The sequence below is a fragment of the Mycobacteriales bacterium genome (assembly GCA_040902655.1).
Taxonomy (GTDB): domain Bacteria; phylum Actinomycetota; class Actinomycetes; order Mycobacteriales; family SCTD01; genus SCTD01.
The window spans coordinates 12490-31466 of record JBBDWV010000062.1 but is presented as its reverse complement, the minus strand read 5'-3'; the positions used below and the strand labels follow the sequence as shown (position 1 = coordinate 31466).

Here is an 18977-nt window from a genome sequence, read left to right as displayed (position 1 = left end):
CCCGCCGGGCTGCTCCCGCTGGGCTGTTCTCGGTGCCGGGCTCTCGCGGGCCTGACCCCGTGGCGGCACCCAGAACGGGTGGGCAGAGGCGCCTTCGGCTGATCGCCCCGCCGGCTGGGCTGTTCTCGGTGCCGGCCTCACGCGGCGTCGGCCCCGTGGCGGCACCGAGAACGGGGGGCGGGGCACCGAGAACGGGGGGCGGGGCGGCGGGGGCCGGGTCGAGGCGGCGTGGGCCGCACGGCGGCAGCCCCCTACTTGTCGATGTCGCCGATCACGAAGAAGAAGGACCTCAGGACGGTCAGCAGGTCGCCGATCCGACACCCCGGCAGCACCGTCCCGAGCGCCGACACGTTGTTGAACGACGCGGTGCGCATCGCCAGGCGCCACGGCGTCCGCTCGCCGCGGGACACCAGGTAGTAGCCCTGGATGCCGAGCGGGTTCTCCGTCCAGGCGTAGGTGGAGCCCTCCGGCGCCTTCACCGTCTTGCGCAGCCGCAGGGCCACCGCGCCGGCCGGCAGCCGGTCCAGGCAGGCGACGGCCAGGTCCAGCGACACCGCCACCTGGTCGAGCACGCACGAGAACCGCGCGTGCGCGTCGCCCGCCGACCGCGACACCACCGGCACGTCCAGCGAGCCGTAGGCGAGGTACGGCTCGTCCCGCCGCAGGTCGAGGTCGACGCCGCTCGCGCGCGCCAGTGGCCCGGAGACGCCGTGCGACAGCACGACATCGGCGGGCAGCACGCCGACCCCGCGCGGCTCCGCGTCCACCACCGAGGCGAGTGCGGGCAGCACCGTGCGCACACCGTCGACCGCGGCCCGCGCCCGATCCGCCCACCCCGCCGGCACGTCGGCGGCCAGCCCGCCGATCCGGTTGAACATGTAGTGCATCCGCCCGCCGGTCGCCTCCTCCATCACCCCCTGCAGCCCCTCGCGCTCGCGGAAGCCCAGCTGGACGGCGACGTCGGACGCGCCCAGGAACGCGAGGTGGTTGAGCACCCGGTTCAGCTCCGCGAGCAGCGTGCGCAGCCACACGGCACGGTCCGGGACCTGCATCCCCAGCATCCGCTCGACCGCCAGGCAGATGCCGAGCTCGTTGCTGAAGGCCGAGAGCCAGTCGTGCCGGTTCGCCAGCATCACCAGCTGGCGGTAGTCGCGGACCTCGAACAGCTTCTCCGCGCCGCGGTGCATGAAGCCGACGACCGGCTCGGCGGTGCGGATCACGTCGTCGGAGAGGGTCAGCGCGACCTGCAGCACGCCGTGCGAGGAGGGGTGGTGCGGTCCGAGTGGCAGCACCACCGCGTCGGTCGCGTGCGCGGCCGCTCCCACGGCCACGAGCAGTTCGCTCACCCCGCCTCCGCGGGCACGCACTGCTCCGTCACTCCGCCGAGCCTACGAGCAGGTCCTCGATGCCCACCGGGACGACGACCCAGCCGTACGACCCGAGGCCGCGCCGGTCCAGCAGCTCGGCGGCGGACGACGCCGCCGCGAGCCGGGCCAGGTACCCGTGCGGGTCGGTCGTGGCGAGCTCGCGCGGCGGCGGCTCCGACCGGATGCCCAACAGGGCCAGGGCTTGTGTCTGCTCGACCAGCCGCCCGCCGGCCGCGGCCACCAGCGCGTCCAGTGCCACGTGGGCGGTGATGTCGCGCTCGCCGTCCGGGATCGGGTGCACCGGGCGCCCCTCGCGCCAGCCGGTCAGCGTCGGCCGCCGGTCGCCCCAGGTCGCGCGGTCGCCCAGCACATGGCCGTAGTCGACGGCGACCGCCAGGCCCCGGCGTACCTGCTGCACGGCGGCCGCCCAGGCCAGGTCGCGCGACAGCCCCACCTCCACGCGGCGTCCCTGCGGCCACCAGCGCGTGGCCCACTCCAGCGCCTCCGGAGGTGCCGGAGCGCCCAGCACCTCCTGGCCGTCGGCCGCGACCTCGACCAGCCGGTTGTCGAACACCACGTCCAGCGGTACGTCGTCCAGCCACTCGTTGGAGAACAGCAGCCCCTCCAGTGGCGGCACGTCCCGCCGCCAGCCGACCCCGACCTGCGGGTCCGGAGCGAGGTCGACCCCCGTCAGGCGCCAGCGTGCCGGCACGTCGGGCAGCGCGCTCAGCAGCTCCCCGCGGCCGGCGCCCACGTCGACGACGTCGAACGGGTCCGGCCGGCCGAGCGCGTCGTCCACCCGGCCGGCCAGCCGGCGGACCGCCGTGGCGAACAGCGGCGAGGCGGCCACGGAGGTGCGGAAGTGCGCGACCGGCGCCTCCCGGAGGAAGAAGCCGCCCTCGCCGTAGAGCGCCCGGGACCAGGCCGACCGCCAGGGTGTCGTGGTCTGCACCCCGGCAGCATGCCCCGGCCCGCCGGGAGGTGATCCCGGACACAGTCGCTGGACGCCTGCGTGGTCGGGGCTACGGTTGTCCTGTACGTCCGGTACCCCCTCGAGGACTGGAACGGCTGATGGATCCGCTCTCCGAACGTCCCGCGCGGCTGCGTGTCGGTGTCGTCGGCGCCGGGCGGGTCGGCGCCGTCCTCGGGGCGGCCCTCGCCCAGGCCGGGCACCAGGTCGTGGCCGCCTCCGCCGTCTCCGCCGCCTCCCGGGCCCGCGCCGCCGACCTGCTGCCCGGCGTGCCGGTGCTGCCGGTGGACGAGGTCGTACGCCGCTCCGGCCTGGTGCTGCTCACCGTCCCGGACGACGTGCTCGCGGAGGTGGTCGCCGGTCTCGCGGCGACCGGCGCGTTCCCGCGCGGCGTGCTGGTGGCGCACACCTCGGGCCGGCACGGCCTCGAGGTGCTCGAGCCCGCGACCCGCGCCGGGGCCCTCCCGCTCGCGCTGCACCCGGTGCTGCCCTTCGCCGGCAGCCCGGTCGACCTGCACCGCCTGTCCGGCACTGCCTTCGGCGTCACCGCACCCGAGCCGCTGCGCCCGGCGGCGGAGGCGCTGGTCGTCGAGATGGGTGGCGAGCCGGTGTGGCTCAGCGAGGAGCAGCGCCCGCTCTGGCACGCCGCGCTGGCGCACGCCGCCAACCACCTCACCACGCTGGTCAGCAGCTCCCTCGACCTGCTCCGGGCCGCCGGTGTCGAGGCTCCGGCACAGGTGCTCGCGCCGCTGCTCGGGGCCGCCCTGGACGGCGCGCTGCGCTCCGGCGACGCGGCCCTGACCGGGCCGGTCGCCCGCGGCGACGCCGGCACGGTGCGGGCGCACCTCGAGGTGCTGGCGCAGGTCGCTCCCGAGGTCCTGCCGTCCTACCTGGCCATGGCGCGGCTGACCGCGGACCGCCTGCTCGCCTCCGGCCGGCTCGACCCGGACCGCGCCGCGGCCCTGCTCGGGGTGCTCGCCACCCCGCCGGCCGGCAGCGTGCCGCGGTGAGGGTCGTCTCGACGCGGGTGGAGCTGGCCGACGCCCGTGCCGCGCTCTCCGGCCGGGTCGCCGTCGTCATGACGATGGGCGCACTGCACGAGGGGCACGCCGAGCTGGTCCGGCAGGCCCGGCGGCGCGCCGACTCGGTGCTCGTGACCGTCTTCGTCAACCCGCTGCAGTTCGGCCGGGGCGAGGATCTCGGCCGCTACCCGCGCACCCTCGACGCCGATCTCGAGGTCTGTCGCCGCGAGGGTGCCGATCTGGTCTTCACGCCGACCGCGGAGGTCGTGTATCCCGACGGTCCGCCGCTGGTGCGGGTCAGCGCGGGTTCGCTCGGCGAGGTGCTCGAGGGCGCCAGTCGACCCGGCCATCTCGACGGAGTGCTGACGGTCGTGCTGAAGCTGCTGCACCTCACCCGGCCCGACCTGGCGCTGTTCGGCCAGAAGGACGCGCAGCAGCTGGTCGGTGTCCGGCGGATGGTGCGCGACCTGGACCTGCCGGTGGAGGTCGTGGCCGTGCCGACGGTCCGAGAGCCGGACGGCCTGGCCCTGTCGAGCCGCAACGCCTACCTGACCGGCGACCAGCGGACCAGCGCCCTGGCCCTGTCCCGGGCCCTCGCCACCGGCGACGTGGAGGCCGGCCGGGCGGTCCTCGCGGCCACTCCCGGTGTCGTGCCCGACTACCTGGCGCGGGTCGACAGCGCCACCTTCTCCCCCTGCCCGGACGGTGACCTGCTCGTGGTCGCCGCGTACGTGGGCCGCACCCGCCTGATCGACAACCGCACCGTCCCGGAAGGCTGACCGCCGTGTACCGCACCATGCTCAAGAGCAAGATCCACCGCGCGACGGTCACGCAGGCCGACCTGCACTATGTCGGGTCCGTCACCGTCGACGAGGACCTGATGGACGCCGCCGACCTGCTGGCCGGCGAGCAGGTCGCCATCGTGGACGTCACCAACGGCGCGCGCCTCGAGACCTACGTCATCGCCGGAGCCCGCGGCAGCGGGGTGATCGGGATCAACGGTGCCGCAGCGCGTCTCGTGCACCCCGGCGACCTGGTCATCCTCATCGCCTACGGGCAGATGGAGGACGCCGAGGCCCGCCGCTACGAGCCGCGCGTGGTGTTCGTCGACGCCGCCAACCGCATCGTCGGGACCGGTCACGACCCGGCCGAGGCGCTGCCCGGCAGCGGGCTGTCCCGCGGTGACGTGGTCCACGCCGGCCCGCGTACCGGGCCGTACGACGACGACCCGTCGCTGCTCGGGTGACGGTTGCGCGGCGGCTGCTGGCGCCAGAGGCCGGCTGGACCACGACCGCCGACGTGGTCGTGGTGGGCTCGGGCGTGGCCGGGCTGACCGCCGCGCTGCACGCCACCCGCGCAGGATCGGTCCTGCTGGTCACCAAGGTCCTCGTCGGCGACGGGTCCACGCGCTGGGCGCAGGGCGGCGTCGCCGCCGCCCTTGGTCCGGGGGACAGTCCCGAGCAGCACCTGCGCGACACCCTCGCCGCGGGCGCCGGGCTGTGTCACGTGCCGGCCGTGCAGGTGCTGTGCGAGGAGGGCCCGACGCGGCTGCGCGAGCTGATCACCCTCGGTGCCGCCTTCGACAGGGGGAACTCCGGTGAGCTGGCCCTCACTCGCGAGGGAGGTCACTCCCGGGACCGGATCGTGCACGCGGGCGGTGACGCCACCGGGGTCGAGGTGCAGCGCGCGCTGGTCGCCGCGGTTCAGGCGCATCCCCGGATCCGCGTGGTCGAGAACGCCCTCGTGCTGGACCTGCTGCGGACGGCGGGCGGCCGGGCCGCAGGCGTGACCCTGCACGTGCTCGGGGCGGGCACCGAGGACGGTGTCGGGTCCGTGCATGCCCGTGCCGTCGTGCTCGCCACCGGCGGCCTGGGCCAGGTGTTCTCGAGCACCACCAACCCTTCGGTCGCCACCGGCGACGGCGTGGCGCTCGCGCTGCGGGCGGGGGCGGCGGTGATGGATGTGGAGTTCGTGCAGTTCCACCCGACGGCGCTGTTCCTGGGACCGGGTCGGACGGGACAGCAACCGCTGGTGTCGGAGGCGATGCGTGGCGAGGGCGCGGTTCTGGTTGATGCCGCCGGACGGCGGATCCTCTCTTCGCAGGACCATCCGCTGGCCGACCTCGCGCCGCGCGACGTGGTCGCGAAGGCGATCACCCGCCGGATGCTGGAGCAGGGCGTCGACCACGTCCTGCTCGACGCCCGCCACCTGGGGGAGGACCTGCTGCTGCAGCGCTTCCCGACGATCGTCGCCCGTTGCCGCGAGGCCGGCATCGACCCGGTGCGCGAGCTGGTTCCGGTGGCGCCGGCCGCGCATCACGCCAGCGGTGGCGTACGCACCGACCTGTCCGGGCGCACCGACGTCCCGGGGTTGTACGCCTGCGGCGAGCTGGCCTGTACCGGCGCGCACGGTGCGAACCGGCTCGCTTCCAACAGCCTGCTGGAGGGGCTGGTCTTCGCCGCCCGCATCGGCGCCGACCTCGAGCGCGCGCTCCCGCCGCAGGGGCAGCCGGTGCCGCCGTCCGGCCCCGGCGTGCTGCTCGACCCGGCCATCCGCCTCGAGCTCGGCCGCACGATGATTGAGGGGGCCGGCGTGCTCCGCAGCAAGGCGTCGTTGGCCGCGACGGCCTGCCGGCTGGACGATCTCGCCCGCCGCACGACCGACGCGCCCGGGCCGGCGGCGTGGGAGGCGACGAGCCTGCACCAGGTCGCCGTGGCGCTGGTCGCGGCCGCCGCCCAGCGTGCCGAGACCCGGGGCGCGCACTGGCGCGAGGATCATCCCGACGTCTCCGACGCCTGGCGCGGGCACCTGGTCACCACCCTGTCCGGCACCGCCTTCGAGCCCCTGTAGGAGTTCTCGTGCTTCTCACCGTCGACGTCGGCAACACCAACACCGTGCTCGGCCTGTTCGACGGGGACCATCTGTTCGAGAGCTACCGCATCAAGTCCGACCCGCGGGTCACCGCCGACGAGCTGGCGCTGATGTTCCGTGGGCTGCTGTCGGCACACCCGGAGCCGGACGGCGTCGCCGTCTGCTCGACGGTGCCGAGTGTGCTGGACGAGCTGCGCCGGATGTTCGAGCGGTACTTCGCCGACGTGCCGACCGTCGTCGTCGGCCCGGGGATCCGGACCGGCGTGCCGCTGCTTTACGACAACCCGCGCGAGGTCGGCCCCGACCGGGTCGTCAACACCCTCGCCGCGCACACCCTCTACGGCGGCCCGGCGGTGGTCGTGGACTTCGGCACGTCGACCAACTTCGACGTGGTGTCCGCCAAGGGGGAGTTCCTCGGGGGGGCGCTCGCGCCGGGGATCGAGATCAGCGTCGACGCGCTGGCCTCCCGGGCCGCGCGGCTGTTCAAGGTGGAGCTCGTCGAGCCGCGCTCGGTCATCGGCAAGACGACCGGGGAGGCGCTGCAGTCCGGCCTGCTCTACGGCTTCGCCGGGCAGGTGGACGGCATGGTCCGGCGGATCGCCGACGAGCTCGGCGAGGAGCCGGTGGTGCTGGCCACGGGCGGGCTGTCGCACCTGATGTTCACCGTCTGCGACACCCTCGACCATCACGAGCCCGACCTCACCCTGATCGGCCTGCGGCTGGTCTACGAGCGCAACGGCTGACCGTCATCTGCCTCCTGGGGCAGGATGTCCGCGATGGACGGGTCCCGCTGGGTGGAGGTGACCGCCTCGCCGTTCCCCCACGAGGCTGAGGGCCTCGCGCAGGTCAAGGCGATGCTGCCGATGGCGCCGCCGTTCCGGGCCTGGTCGAACGTCGAGTTCCGCGACTCGTCGGGCCGCTGGTCGGAGGTCGACCTGCTGGTGCTCGGTCGCCGCCGGCTGCACCTGGTCGAGATGAAGTACTACAGCGGCGTCCTGCGCGGCAACGACCTGACCTGGCAGCGCGACGGCCGGCCGGCGGAGGACTCGCCCCTGAAGCTGGCTCGGCGGAAGGCCCAGCGCCTGGCGAGCCGGCTGCGCGACGAGGCCGAGCGCTACGCGCGGGAGACCCGCCAGCCGGTCGGCGCCGTCCGCGACGCGCTGCCGTACGTCCAGGAGTCGGTCTACCTGCACCACCCGACCTTCCGTTCCGGCCTGCCGATGGCGAGCCAGGCCGATCTGTTCGGGTTGCGGGGCGACACGGCACGCATCGGGCTGGACGGCATCGACGAGCGGCTGCTCGAGAGCGGCCGGCCCGGTCAGCAAGTGGACGTGCGCACCGAGGAGGTCGTTGTCGCGCTGCTGTCGCGCATCGGCCTGGTGCAGCGGCGCCAGCGCGAAGTCGGTTCGTGGATCATCGACGACGAGCCGATGGGCGACGGCGACGGCTATCAGGACTGGCCGGCCCACCACCGGGTCGCGACGACCGACCGGCGCCGCATCCGCTTCTTCCTCACCCCACCAGGGGCCGGCGCCGACCAGGCGCGCATCACGAAGGCGGTCGCCGAGCACGAGTACCGCATCCTGAGCCGGCTGCACGCCGAGGGGCTGCTGCGGCCGCTCGACCTGGTGGAGCACGAGCTCGGGGTCGGACTGGTCTTCCCGTACGACGAGCGGCTGCGGCGGCTGGACCTCTGGCTGTCGGATCGCGCCGACGCGCTGAGCACCGAGCGGCGGCTCGACGTGGTGCAGCAGGTGGCGGAGACGCTGGCGTACGCCCACCGGCACCGGGTGGTGCACCGCGGTCTGCAGCCGTCGGCGGTGGCGGTACGGGAGGTCGACGGCACGATGCTGCGCGTGGTCGTCGGCGACTGGCAGTCCTCCGGGATGGTGCCGGGAGGCTCGTCGGTGGCGGGCTCGTCGGTGGCGGGCGTGACGGGGCTGGCCGGCTCGGAGGCCGCGCAGCGCCTGGCGGGGGTGCTCGGAGCGGGGGCGGACGACGCGCGGCGGCTGGCGCAGGCGTACGCGGCTCCCGAGTCGACCGGGGCGGCTGCCGACCGGGTGCGGCTCGACGTCTTCGCGCTCGGCGCCCTGACCTACTACCTCGTGTCGGGCCGGCACCCGGCGGCCGACCGGCTGGCGCTGCGGGATCGGCTGACGGCCGAGGGCGGGCTCGACCTCGCGGCCGACATGTCGCAGGTCCCGTCTGCGCTGCGGGCGCTGGTGCTGCAGGCGACGCGTCCGGTCGTGTCGGAGCGGCTGGCCGACGTGCGGGCCTTCCTGGAGCTGCTCGACGGGGTGCGCGCGCAGCTGGCTGGCACCGACGAGATCGTCGACCCGCTCGAGGCCGTGCCCGGGGGGCTGCTCGACGGTCGCTGGGAGGTGCAGCGGCGGCTCGGCAAGGGCTCGACCGCCTTGGCGCTGCTCGTGCGGGACACCACGGGCGGCGACGGCGACCAGCCGGTGGTCCTGAAGTGCGCGCTCGACGACGCCGCGGCCGCGCGACTCGACGACGAGGCTGCGGTGCTGGCGACTCTCGACCACCCGCGCCTGGTCCGGCTGCTCGACGGGCCGGTCGACGTCGGGGGCCGGCGGGCGCTGGTGCTGACGAGCGCCGGCGAGTCGACGCTGGCGGAGGCGCTGCAGGCGCGGGCGGGGCGGCTGTCGCTGGACCGGCTGGAGCGCTGGGGCCGGGAGCTGCTGGAGGCCATGTCGGCGCTGGAGCGCCTCGGGCTGAGCCACCGGGACGTCAAGCCCGCCAACCTCGGGTTGCTGGAGGGTCGCGGCGACCGGCAGGCCCACCTGGTGCTGTTCGACTTCTCGTTGGCGCGGGCCCGGGCCGACGCCCTGACGGCGGGTACGGCCCCGTACCTCGACCCGTTCCTCGGCACCGGCGCGCGGACGCAGTACGACTCCGCCGCTGAGCGGTACGCCGCCGCGGTCGTGCTGTTCGAGATGGCGACCGGTGCGCCGCCGGCCTTCGGCGACGGGCAGAGCGACCCGGCGATGGTGCGCGAGGAGGCGACGGTCCACGAGGGGCTGTTCGACCCGGTGCTCGCGCCGCGGCTCGTGCCGTTCTTCCGGACGGCGCTCGCGCGGAACGCCGCGGCCCGCCACGGCACCGCCGGAGACATGCGGGCCGCCTGGGCGGCGGTCTTCGACACGACCGACACCGGCGCCCCGGACGATGCGGGGGCTCTCGCGGCCGCGGCCGTCCCGGGAACGCCGCTGGTGGAGGCGGGCCTGTCAGCACGGGCGCTGTCGGCGGTCGAGCCGCTGAAGGTCGTCACCGCAGGTGATCTTGCCGCGATCGACCCCGTACGCCTCAGCCGTCTGGCCGGTGTCGCCGAGGCGACGCGCAAGGAGCTGCGCGAGCGCGCACGGCTGTGGCGGGAGGCCTTCGCCGCCCCTGCCGAAGACGTCAGCGTGTCGGAGGTCGAGCGGGCGCTGGACCTGCTGCTGCGTGCCGTGCCCGAAGGGCAGCGTGCGACGGCGGCCGCGGTGCTCGGCCACGGCACCGAGGCGGACGTCGATGCCTTCGCGCCCGCCGGGAGGGTCGCCGCCGCGCTGGGGCGCAAGCGGGTGCGCGTGACCGCTGACCTCGTTGCAGCGCGGGCGGCGTGGCGCGCGGATGCCGACGCCGCGGCGCTGCTGGAGCGGGTGCGCGCCGCGGTCGACGACGCCCTGGGTGAGGTCGGCGTCGTCGCCACGGCGACCGCGCTGGCCGCGGCCGCGGGTGCGGTCGGGGGTTCGGTCGCCCCGGTCGAGGCTGATCGGCGCCGGCTGCGCGGCCTGCTCGCGGCGGCGCTGGACCCCGTGGCGACGGACGCCCTGGCCTTGCGCCGGCGCGGCGACGACGTCGTGCTGTTCGGCCGGGAGCCGGCGCTGCTCGACGCGATCGGTGCGGCGGGCGCCGCGCTCGACGAGGCGCTGGCGGCCTCCGGCCCGGACGTGCTGCTGGGCGCCTCGCGGGTCGGCGACCTTGCGGGCCTGACCGCCCCGGTCCTGCAGCCGCTGGACGACGCGGCGGTCGTGCCGCTGGTCGTCGCCGCCGCCGTGGGGGCGCGGCTGTCGGGGCGCGGCGAGGTGCACCGCGCCGACCTGCCGTCGGCGGCGGCGCTGCGCCTGGCGCTGGACGGCCTGTCCCAGGCCGAGCCGCTCGCGGCCGGTGAGGTGCGCGAGCGTGTACGCGCGCGCTTCCCCTCCCTGCCGCCGCTGCCCGGCCGCCCGCAGCTCGACGTGCTGCTGGAGGAGGCAGGGCTCGCCCTGGTCTACGACGAGGCGCGCACGGCCTACCGTGCGCGGGCGCTCCCGACCGACACGACGGGTTTCCGGTCTCGGGTGCCGACGCGACACCTGTCGCCCGAGGCGGCGCGACTGCTGGCGACCGGCGAGCTGGGGGTGCGGCTCGAGGAGAGCCTGCGTACGCGCAGCTTCCTGGCGCTGGCCGTCGGCGCCCGCGACCTCGACCGGGCGCAGCGCGCGCTGGCGCAGCGCTTCGAGGCCCGCACCGTCGACGTGACCGGCGTGCTGCTCGACGCGGTGGAGCGCACGGCCGCATCCTTCCCGATCGCCTGGGAGCAGGTCGTCGCCGCGGACGCCGCGGCTCCGGGGACGACCGCGGCACAAGGCCTGGCCAAGCTGGTCGCTGACGCGCTGCCCGAGGTGCGCGCCGCGGTGGAGGCCGCGCTCGCCGAGTCTGCCGCCACGGGTGCTCCGGTGGTGCTGACCGAGCTGGGGGCGCTCGCCCGCTACGGCGCCCTCGGGATGCTGTCGACCTGGACCGACCTCGCGGCCCGGCGGCCCTCCGCGGTGTGGGCGCTGCTGCCGCAGCTCGGCGCCGACCTGGGTGCGGTCGTCGACGGGCGCCCCGTTCCGCTGGCCGCTCCGGGGCAGCTGCTGCGGCTCGACTCCGACTGGCTGGTCGCCGTGACCGACGACGTCCCGACCTGACCCACGAGCTGTCAGGCCGGCCAGCCGCGGGCGGCCAGATCAGCGTGGAGGTCTGGCGACAGCAGCCACTCGAGCAGGAGCTCGAGCGGCCACTCCTGATCCTCAGGCGCCCGACCGTCTGGCAGCTCCCAGTGCACGCGACTGGCCAACGGCGTCGGCTGGTGCACCTGCACGTGTGCTCCTCGACGTGGAGGCCGGATGTCGAAGTCGTAGCGGACGACGTTCAGCTCCTCGCGACCTGAGTATGCCGACAGGACCGGGTCCACGATCTCGGTGACGTTGAGGCCCATGCTGCTCAGGACCAGGTAGGCCTCATCGGCGTCGACGACGTTCGTGAAGGTCCAGCTGGCTGAGATCGTCCAGCTGCCGTGCAGCGGGATGTCCAAAGGCAGGCGAGGGACGAGGACGGCCTCCCAGTGGTCTCGACCGCCGACGGGAGAGCGACGGACGTCGACATGCGCGAAGAGCAACCGCGCTCGAAGGAGTTCCCGGAGCTGACGGGCCACCGCTTCCGCCGCGCGTTGCGCCGCGCTCTTCGCCACTCGCTACCCCTCGCGCAGCAGCTCGTCGCGCACGAGCTCGGACAGCCGTGGCTGCACGTCCAGCACCGCGTCGACGAGCGCGTCGGCCTCGGCGCGAGCTGCCCAGTACGCCTCGGTGCGACCGCGCGGCGACTCCAGCGTCAGTGCTCGTCGTACGGCTGTCCCCGCACGTGCGAGCGTCGACCAGTCGGTCGGAGCGAGCTGCGGCCACGGCATGGTGCGTAGCTGCTCAATGCTCAGCTCGATGGTCTCGTCGTGGCGCGGGGCCCCGGTGCCGCGCAGCCACCACTGGTAGAGCGCACTGTTGAGGAGGACCTCCACGCCGAGCAGCCACTGCGCACGTGCTCGTGCGGGCATGGACGGAGCGCCGAACGCAACTCCGCCACCGGCACCCTTGACGATGATGTAGTCGCCGGCGAGGTCGGCGACGGCCGCGGGCTCTCGGCGGAAGCCGGCGAGCAGCACCTTGGGGCCGAGCAACACGTCGAGCGCCCCCGGCTGCACGTTCTTCGGATAGCCGCCGCACACCTCCACGACCAGGTCGAGTTCCGCCCGGTCCAGGCTGCGTACGGGCGTCGGCAGAAGCAGCCGGTCGCCCGATGCCACCGCGCGGTAAGGCCGGATCTCCCGGCCGCGCAGCAGCAGCGGTGCCTGCGCGTGCAGACGCTCCGGATCGGTGAGCTCAGCGAGTTCAGCCAACCGGTCCGGCGACAACAGGAAGCGGTCGTTGGCTCCCGTCTGTGTCCCCTGAACGACGCGTACGTCGGTGTCGCCCAAGGGCGCGAGTGCGGCGCGCACGTCCTGGCTCAGTTCCGTACGCCAGCGGAGCGCGAAGGGTGCCCAGCTGTCGTTGGAGCGGAGCTCGGCTCGCGAGGGGGTGACCGCTGCGGTGAGCTGTCGCGTGTCGGGCAGCGACTGGTCGAGCAACTGCAGCGTCGGGCCTCGGGAGTCAAGGACGAACTCGCACTGGACCTCAGGGCTGTCGAGCCCTTGCATCGTGGCGACCACGCACACCTGGGCAGCGGCTGACGGGAAGACAGGCGCACCTCGCAGGTCCAGGAGTCGCTGCACGCCGAGCTCGAGGAGCAGCTCACGTGCTCCGCTGCCGCTCGGACCGTGCAGCAGCGTCCTCGGCAGGACGAAACCGGCTGCGCCGCCGGGTCGCAGCAGACCGGGCACGAGCTCGATGAAGCGGGCGGCCAGATCCGTTCCCCACTGGCGCGTGCGCGGGTAGAGCTCGCGCAGCGTGGCGCGCTGCGCGGCGTCCGCTCGCTGGCCGTAGCCGCGTTGCGCGCCGAACGGCGGGTTCATCAGGACGACGTCGACGCCACCCGACGCGGCCAGCCAGGACCGCCAGTCCAGGGGGAGGGCGCTGGCGTCGCCCTGGGTGGAGACGGTCGCGGGCGCCCACGGCGGAGACGCCAGGCTGTCGCCCCAGAGGAGGTTCACTGACAGGTCCGGTAGCCGGACGCTGCCGAGGTCGGCCTCCTCGAGCAGATGCACCCGTGCCAGCATCAGCGCGGCCATGTCGATGTCCGCGCCGTGGATGCTGGTCGTCAAGAGCTGACGCCGCTCGTCTGCGCTGAGGCTGCGTCCGTGGAGCCGCTCGAAGTAGTCGCGCAGCTCCCGAAATGCGGCGAGCAGGAAGGCGCCGCTGCCGCAGGCGGGGTCGAGGACCCCGACGTCCTGTGGCTGCTGCGGCCGGCGCTGCTCCAGCCAGGGACGCAAGGCCTCCTCAACGACGCGGCGCGCCAGGGGCGCGGGCGTGTAGTACGCACTCGTTCGCGCCCGCTGATCGGACAGGTCCACGCCGTCGAAAAGGGTCTCGGTCTGCGCCGCCTTTCCAGGTCGCAGGCCGAGGTAGGACTCGTACAGGCGTCCGGACAGGTCGCTGCGCGTGAGCGAGAAGTCGAGCCGGAGCCGCTCCCACGGCTCGACCATGGATGTCAGGAGCTCACGGACGGGAGTGGCTGGCAGGTCCTGCGGACGTGGTGAGGGGGACTCGAAGAGCTCGCTGTCGTAATGGCGCTCGTAGGCCTGGAGCAGCAGTGTCAGACCCGCTCGCGGGTCACGATCTGCCAGGAGCTCGGAGACGCGCGCTGCGTTGTCGGGCGCGTCATGACGGTCCTCGGAGACGCGGACGAAGAGCAGCTTGTGGAACAGGCCCAACAGGCCGAGGTCGGAGACCGGGTCGCCCCCTGCGAGCAGTGCCTCCTGTAGAACGGCGGCGCGCAGAGACGCCAGCGCTCGAGCGAGGTGCGTGTGCAGCGGAGGATGCAGTCCTTTACGTCCGCTGACGGCCGTCCCGGTGGAGACAGCGGCTGGCGAGAGCAGAGTCAGCAGGCTCCGGGCAGAGGCAGCCGCGACGCGCTTGGCCGTTGCCACGGGGGAATCACCGGGTGTCTCCGCCCACTGCACCGGACGGTGCAGTGTCATGGTCGACAGTGTGACCGCGAGGGCAAGGGGAGCCTCGGAGCTGTAGCCGAGACTCGCTGTCTGCAGCTGGTCCTCGGGTGATTCCTCCGCCTCCGTTGCGGTCAGCAAGATGGCCGGGGTGCCCGCGAGGTGGACGAGCAGCAAGGACCTGTCCGTCCGCCGGCCCACGGGCTGCAGGGCACTGTCCGGCCACCCCAGAGTGGTCGCCAAGGTGAACAAGCCTTCGAACGAGTCCGCCGACAGCAGCGCATGATCGAGCGCCTGCTGACTCGTCATCGTCGGCACCCCCGGATCCAGCACATCCAGCCCGCCGCGTGTGCGGCGAGCTGGAGGGACCGTAACAGCGAGACAGCCCCGTCCTTGGCAGGCGCACGGTACGAAGGTGCACCGACAGGGAGCGGCCGTCGTCCCCAGGCTGCGCACGCTCTTCCTGCTGACAGACGGACCCGGAGGTCACATGAGTGCCATGCCAGCGCTGACCGGTGCGCTGCGAGAACTGGTGCTGCGGCTGCAGGACGACCTGCGGGAGCGGGTCGAGGGCCATGAGGAAGTGCGCGGCCGGTGGGTCGTCGAGCATGCGCGGGCGCTGGAGCGCGGGCGAACGAGCGCGGCCTGGCAGACCTGGCGCGACGACCGGGTGACGCAGGCGGCGGTCGGCTGGGTGCTGACGACGGTGTTCGTGCGCTTCGCCGAGGACAACGGGCTCCTCGCCCCCGTCTTCCTGGCGGGTCCGGAGTCGCGCCGGCAGGAGGCGCTGGACGCCCGACTCGCCTACTTCCGGACTCACCCGGAGGACACCGACCGCGAGTGGCTGCAGCAGGCGGTCGCCCACCTGGCGTCGCTGCCGAGCACCCGGGCGCTGGTGGACGAGCACGCCGCGCTGCACCTGGTCGCGCCGTCCGGCGATGCGGCCTCCGCCCTGCTGGCGTTCTGGCAGGCGCGCGGTGACGACGGCCGGCTGGTGCACGACCTGGCCGACCCGTCGTGGGACACCCGCTTCCTGGGCGACCTCTACCAGGACCTGTCCGAGCACGCGAAGGCGACCTACGCGCTGCTGCAGACGCCCGAGTTCGTCGAGGAGTTCATCCTCGACCGGACGCTGGAGCCCGCGCTGCGCGAGCGGCCGCTGGAGGGCTTCCGGATGATCGACCCGACCTGCGGGTCGGGCCACTTCCTGCTCGGGGCGTTCGCCCGGCTGCTCGACCGCTGGCACAAGGAGGCGCCGGCGCTCGAGGTGCAGGCGCGGGTGCAGACCGCACTGGACGCGGTGCACGGCGTCGACCTCAACCCGTTCGCGGTCGCGATCGCGCGCTTCCGGTTGACCGTCGCGGCGCTGCGCGAGTGCGCGCTGACGTCCCTGGAGGACGCACCGGCGTTCCGGCTGCACCTGGCCGTCGGCGACTCGCTGCTGCACGAGGGCGGGCAGACGTCGCTCGACTTCGGCGCGGCGTACGACGCGGACGCCGGGCTGTCCGATTTCGTCTACGCGACAGAGGATCTCGTGCAGCTGCGGGAGATCCTGCAGAGTGGCCGGTACGACTGCGTGGTCGGCAATCCGCCCTACATCACGGTCAAGGACGCGACGCTCAACGCGGCCTACCGCCAGCGGTACGCGACCTGCAAGGGCAAGTACGCGCTGAGCGTGCCGTTCATGGAGCGCTTCTTCGGGCTCGCACGGCGGGGAGAGACGCCCGGTTGGGTCGGGCAGATCACCAGCAACAGCTTCATGAAGCGGGAGTTCGGGTCCAAGCTGATCGAGGAGTTCCTCGTCCGGCAGGACCTGCGGCTGGTCGCGGACACTTCTGGCACCTACATCCCCGGGCACGGCACGCCGACGGTAATCGTGGTCGGCCGACCGTCCGCACCCGTAGGCGACACCGTTCGGGCGGTGCTCGGGGTCCGAGGCGAGCCCGGCCGGCCGGACGACCCCGCCAACGGGCTCGTGTGGCGCAGCATCGTCGAGCATGTCGACCAGCCTGGGTGGAGCGACGGATGGCTCTCGGTGACGGAGTTGCCGCTTGCTGCCTTGGCACAGCACCCGTGGAGTCTCTCCGGCGGCGGTGCGTCGTCCCTCCTTGCGGCCATAGACGTTGAAGGCCGCCAAAGGCTGGGCGGGCTGACCGCGTCGATTGGATTCATGGCGGTGACCGGTGACGACGCGGTCTTCATAGCTGGTGGTGCACCCCCTGCAGCCTGGCGTCGAGATGCGGTCCCGCTGCGGCGCTTCGTCGAGGGTGACGGTGTCCGCGATTACGAACTTCGTAGCGCAGGTTCTGCGGCCTTCCCATACGAGCATGGCCGCCCACTGCAGGCGCTGGCTACGAGCCAGTCGTTCTGGCCCTTCCGTTCCCGCCTTCGGACTGGTCTGGCCTTCGGACGGACTCGTGAGGACGCGGGGAAAGCTTGGTTCGAGTACATCCTGCCGAACTGGCCGCGACTCGAGGCATCACAGCTCCTCGTATTCTCGGGCCTTTCTACCCACAACCACTTCTCACTCGCCCGAGGGGAAAGCGTCCTCAATCGCTGGGCGCCAGTCATCCGTCTCCCCGAGGTGGCGTCCGAGGACGAGCACCTGGCCTTGCTCGGCGTGCTCAACTCCTCGGCTGCCTGCTTCTGGCTCAAGCAGAACAGTCAGAACAAGGGCAATGGCGGCATCGGCGGGGGCATCGGCGATGAAGCATGGGAACCACGTTATGAATTCACCGGCACGACGCTGCAGGACTTCCCGCTGCCGGCGACGCTTCCGCGAAAGCGTGGCATCGCCCTCGACGCCCTCGCCCAGCGCCTCTCCGCGACCACCCCCGCGTCCGTCTGCGCCACCAGCGTCCCGACCACAGCCACCCTCGCCGACGCCCGCGACTCCTACGACCGCCTCCGTGCCGAGATGGTCGCGCAGCAGGAGGAGCTCGACTGGGAGGTGTACCGCCTCTACGGCCTCGTCGACGAGGACCTAACCTATCCGGGCGACGACCTGCCGCCGCTGGCGCTGGGCGAGCGGGCGTTCGAGATCGTCCTCGCCCGCAAGGTCGCGGCGGGTGAGGAGCAGACGGCCTGGTTCGCCCGGCACGGCAGCACGCCGATCACGGAGCTGCCTGCGCACTGGCCGCCGGCGTACCGCGACCTCGTGCAGCGGCGGCTCGACCTGATCGCGAGCGACCCGGGGCTGCGGCTGCTGGAGAAGCCGGAGCACAAGCGCCGGTGGGCGAGCGTGCCGTGGGACAGGCAGTCGGAGCAGGCGCTGCGCGGCTGGCTGCTAGACCGGCTGGAGGACCGGCGCTTTTGGTTCGACCGGCAGGGACGCCCGAGCCCGCGGTCGGTCGCGCAGCTCGCCGACGAGGTCGCCCGTGACGCCGACCTGGCCTCGGTGCTGGCGCTGTGGGAGGGCCGGCCGGACACTTCGGTCGCTGCGGCGCTCCTCGAGCTGCTGGCCGACGAGGTGGTGCCGTACCTCGCTGCGCACCGCTACAAGGACAGCGGGCTGCGCAAGCGCGAGGCGTGGAAGGAGAGCTGGGCGCTGCAGCGGCGTGAGGACGCCGGTGAGCAGGTCGGCGTCATCCCGGTGCCGCCGAAGTACACCTCCGCCGACTTCCGCAAGACGTCGTACTGGTTGCACCGCGGCAAGCTCGACGTGCCCAAGGAGCGGTTCGTGCTCTACCCGGACGCCGGCCGTGACACCGACCCGACGCCGCTGCTCGGCTGGGCCGGCTGGGACGACGCGCAGCAGGGCCTTGCGCTGCACACCGTGATCGGCGAGCGGGAGGGCGAGGGGTGGGACGACGAGCGGCTCGTCCCCCTGGTCGCCGGGCTGGTGGAGCGGCAGCCGTGGGTCGACCAGTGGCACGGCGGCCTGGACCCGGCGCTCGGCTACGACGTCGCGGCGTTCCTGCGAGAGGAGCTCGCCGCCCGCCGCGCCCAGGTCAGCCGCACCGACGATCAGCTCCGCGCCTGGCGCCCGGCTGCACCGACCCGCGGCCGCACGCCCAGAACCTGATCGCCTCCGCTCGTCTCCGTCCGCCGCGGGCGGCGGCGCATACGGCACCGGCCGCTCAGGCGACGACGCGCGGGTGTCCCAGCGGGTGCTGGCGAGCTGTCGCTCGGCGAACGTGATGAGCTCGAAGACGTCTATCGCCAGGTAGGCGCGGGTACGCCGGTCGAGCCGCCGGGTCGAGAGCACGCCGGCCGATGCCAGCTAGTCCAGCGCCGCGCCCGCCGCAGGCCGGCTGACGTTCAGGAGGCGCATGACGCGGCCGTCAGGACCGGGTGCTCCTGCAGCGTCTCGAGGACCCGAGATGTCGCCGAGTCTGCGCGCGGGATCTCTCGCAGGCTCACAGCGCGCCGGTGGGTGGCGATGGACTCCTCCCAGAGGCTTCGCAGCTCGTCCAGGCTCGTCGCGAAGGCTCGTGCCTGGTGCACCGCGATCCCGACCGCCTGCAGGAACACGCGCAGCCACCCGGACACGCCCGCTACGCCCGCCTCGCTGCCAGGCGCCCCGGAGTAGCGGTAGGTGGTCAGCGCCGCCACGTACTCGTCGGACCGGGTCAGTAGGACCGGGCTGATCGGCAGCACCGCCTGTCGGGTCAGGCCCCGCCGGCCCACGGTGGCGTGGCGTGGCGCAGCGCGGTGATTTTGGCCGACACACGACGAGCCGTGCGGTTGACGTTCTCCGCTGTCAGCTTCTCCTCGTCGGCCACCTCGGCCAGTCCGACCTGTTGCGGCGAGACCTGGAGGCCTTCGATACGGGACGAGGCGATCGCCTCCGAGCGCAGCAGGAAGCGTTCCAGACAAGGTTGCTTCACCGTGGGGGAAGCAAAAGGAAA

The 18977-nt window shown here is 73.6% G+C and carries 13 protein-coding genes; 7 read left to right on the top strand and 6 right to left on the bottom strand.

Annotation, left to right across the window (positions count from 1 at the left end):
* Positions 1 to 251: 251 nt before the first annotated feature.
* Both WD794_17505 and WD794_17500 read right to left on the bottom strand, forming a co-directional pair.
* Positions 252 to 1346 (bottom strand): hypothetical protein, encoded by a 1095-nt coding sequence (locus WD794_17505; protein ID MEX2292110.1) that lies wholly within the window; start codon positions 1344 to 1346, stop codon positions 252 to 254.
* Positions 1347 to 1374: 28 nt separating this feature from the next.
* The gene (locus tag WD794_17500; protein MEX2292109.1) at positions 1375 to 2319 is read right to left on the bottom strand and encodes an SAM-dependent methyltransferase; all 945 of its coding nucleotides are present in this window, start codon (positions 2317 to 2319) and stop codon (positions 1375 to 1377) included.
* Between the two features lie 119 nt (positions 2320 to 2438).
* Between WD794_17500 and WD794_17495 the strand changes: the two genes are divergently transcribed.
* Genes WD794_17495 through pglW form a run of 6 tightly spaced genes read left to right on the top strand, consistent with a single transcriptional unit; the run spans position 2439 to position 11182 of the window.
* A complete protein-coding gene (locus tag WD794_17495; protein MEX2292108.1) occupies positions 2439 to 3347 on the top strand; it encodes a DUF2520 domain-containing protein in 909 nt (302 codons plus the stop codon).
* Complete coding sequence (panC, locus tag WD794_17490; protein ID MEX2292107.1) at positions 3344 to 4138, top strand: pantoate--beta-alanine ligase; 795 nt, start codon at positions 3344 to 3346, stop codon at positions 4136 to 4138. The genes WD794_17495 and panC overlap by 4 nt, the downstream gene beginning before the upstream one ends.
* A gap of 5 nt (positions 4139 to 4143) precedes the next feature.
* The gene (panD, locus tag WD794_17485; GenBank protein ID MEX2292106.1) at positions 4144 to 4605 is read left to right on the top strand and encodes an aspartate 1-decarboxylase; all 462 of its coding nucleotides are present in this window, start codon (positions 4144 to 4146) and stop codon (positions 4603 to 4605) included.
* On the top strand, positions 4602 to 6209 hold the full coding sequence (locus tag WD794_17480) for an L-aspartate oxidase (protein MEX2292105.1): 1608 nt from the start codon (positions 4602 to 4604) through the stop codon (positions 6207 to 6209). Before panD ends, WD794_17480 begins: the two co-directional genes overlap by 4 nt.
* An 8-nt stretch (positions 6210 to 6217) precedes the next feature.
* The gene (locus WD794_17475) at positions 6218 to 6973 is read left to right on the top strand and encodes a type III pantothenate kinase (GenBank protein ID MEX2292104.1); all 756 of its coding nucleotides are present in this window, start codon (positions 6218 to 6220) and stop codon (positions 6971 to 6973) included.
* A 33-nt stretch (positions 6974 to 7006) separates the two neighbouring features.
* A complete protein-coding gene (pglW, locus tag WD794_17470) occupies positions 7007 to 11182 on the top strand; it encodes a BREX system serine/threonine kinase PglW (GenBank protein MEX2292103.1) in 4176 nt (1391 codons plus the stop codon).
* Between the two features lie 11 nt (positions 11183 to 11193).
* Here pglW and WD794_17465 read toward each other — a convergent pair whose 3' ends face one another.
* Positions 11194 to 11568 carry a hypothetical protein gene (locus WD794_17465; protein ID MEX2292102.1) on the bottom strand — a complete coding sequence of 125 codons (375 nt, stop codon included), beginning with the start codon at positions 11566 to 11568 and terminating at the stop codon, positions 11194 to 11196.
* A gap of 159 nt (positions 11569 to 11727) precedes the next feature.
* On the bottom strand, positions 11728 to 14436 hold the full coding sequence (locus WD794_17460; GenBank protein ID MEX2292101.1) for an N-6 DNA methylase: 2709 nt from the start codon (positions 14434 to 14436) through the stop codon (positions 11728 to 11730).
* Positions 14437 to 14617: 181 nt separating this feature from the next.
* On the opposite strand from WD794_17460, the gene pglX reads away from it, so the two are divergent.
* Positions 14618 to 18151 carry a BREX-2 system adenine-specific DNA-methyltransferase PglX gene (gene pglX, locus WD794_17455; GenBank protein MEX2292100.1) on the top strand — a complete coding sequence of 1178 codons (3534 nt, stop codon included), beginning with the start codon at positions 14618 to 14620 and terminating at the stop codon, positions 18149 to 18151.
* 236 nt (positions 18152 to 18387) lie between these two features.
* On the opposite strand, the gene WD794_17450 is transcribed toward pglX, so the two are convergent.
* Positions 18388 to 18756 (bottom strand): hypothetical protein, encoded by a 369-nt coding sequence (locus WD794_17450; protein ID MEX2292099.1) that lies wholly within the window; start codon positions 18754 to 18756, stop codon positions 18388 to 18390.
* Positions 18738 to 18956 carry a Fic/DOC family N-terminal domain-containing protein gene (locus WD794_17445; protein MEX2292098.1) on the bottom strand — a complete coding sequence of 73 codons (219 nt, stop codon included), beginning with the start codon at positions 18954 to 18956 and terminating at the stop codon, positions 18738 to 18740. The genes WD794_17450 and WD794_17445 overlap by 19 nt, the downstream gene beginning before the upstream one ends.
* Positions 18957 to 18977: the final 21 nt, after the last annotated feature.

Excerpts from the sequence above, each read along its gene's own strand:
- WD794_17495 (MEX2292108.1), top strand. The coding sequence starts at position 2,439 with ATGGATCCGCTCTCCGAACGTCCCGCGCGGCTGCGTGTCGGTGTCGTC.
- pglW (MEX2292103.1), top strand. The coding sequence starts at position 7,007 with ATGGACGGGTCCCGCTGGGTGGAGGTGACCGCCTCGCCGTTCCCCCAC.
- WD794_17460 (MEX2292101.1), bottom strand. The coding sequence starts at position 14,436 with ATGACGAGTCAGCAGGCGCTCGATCATGCGCTGCTGTCGGCGGACTCG.
- pglX (MEX2292100.1), top strand. The coding sequence starts at position 14,618 with ATGAGTGCCATGCCAGCGCTGACCGGTGCGCTGCGAGAACTGGTGCTG.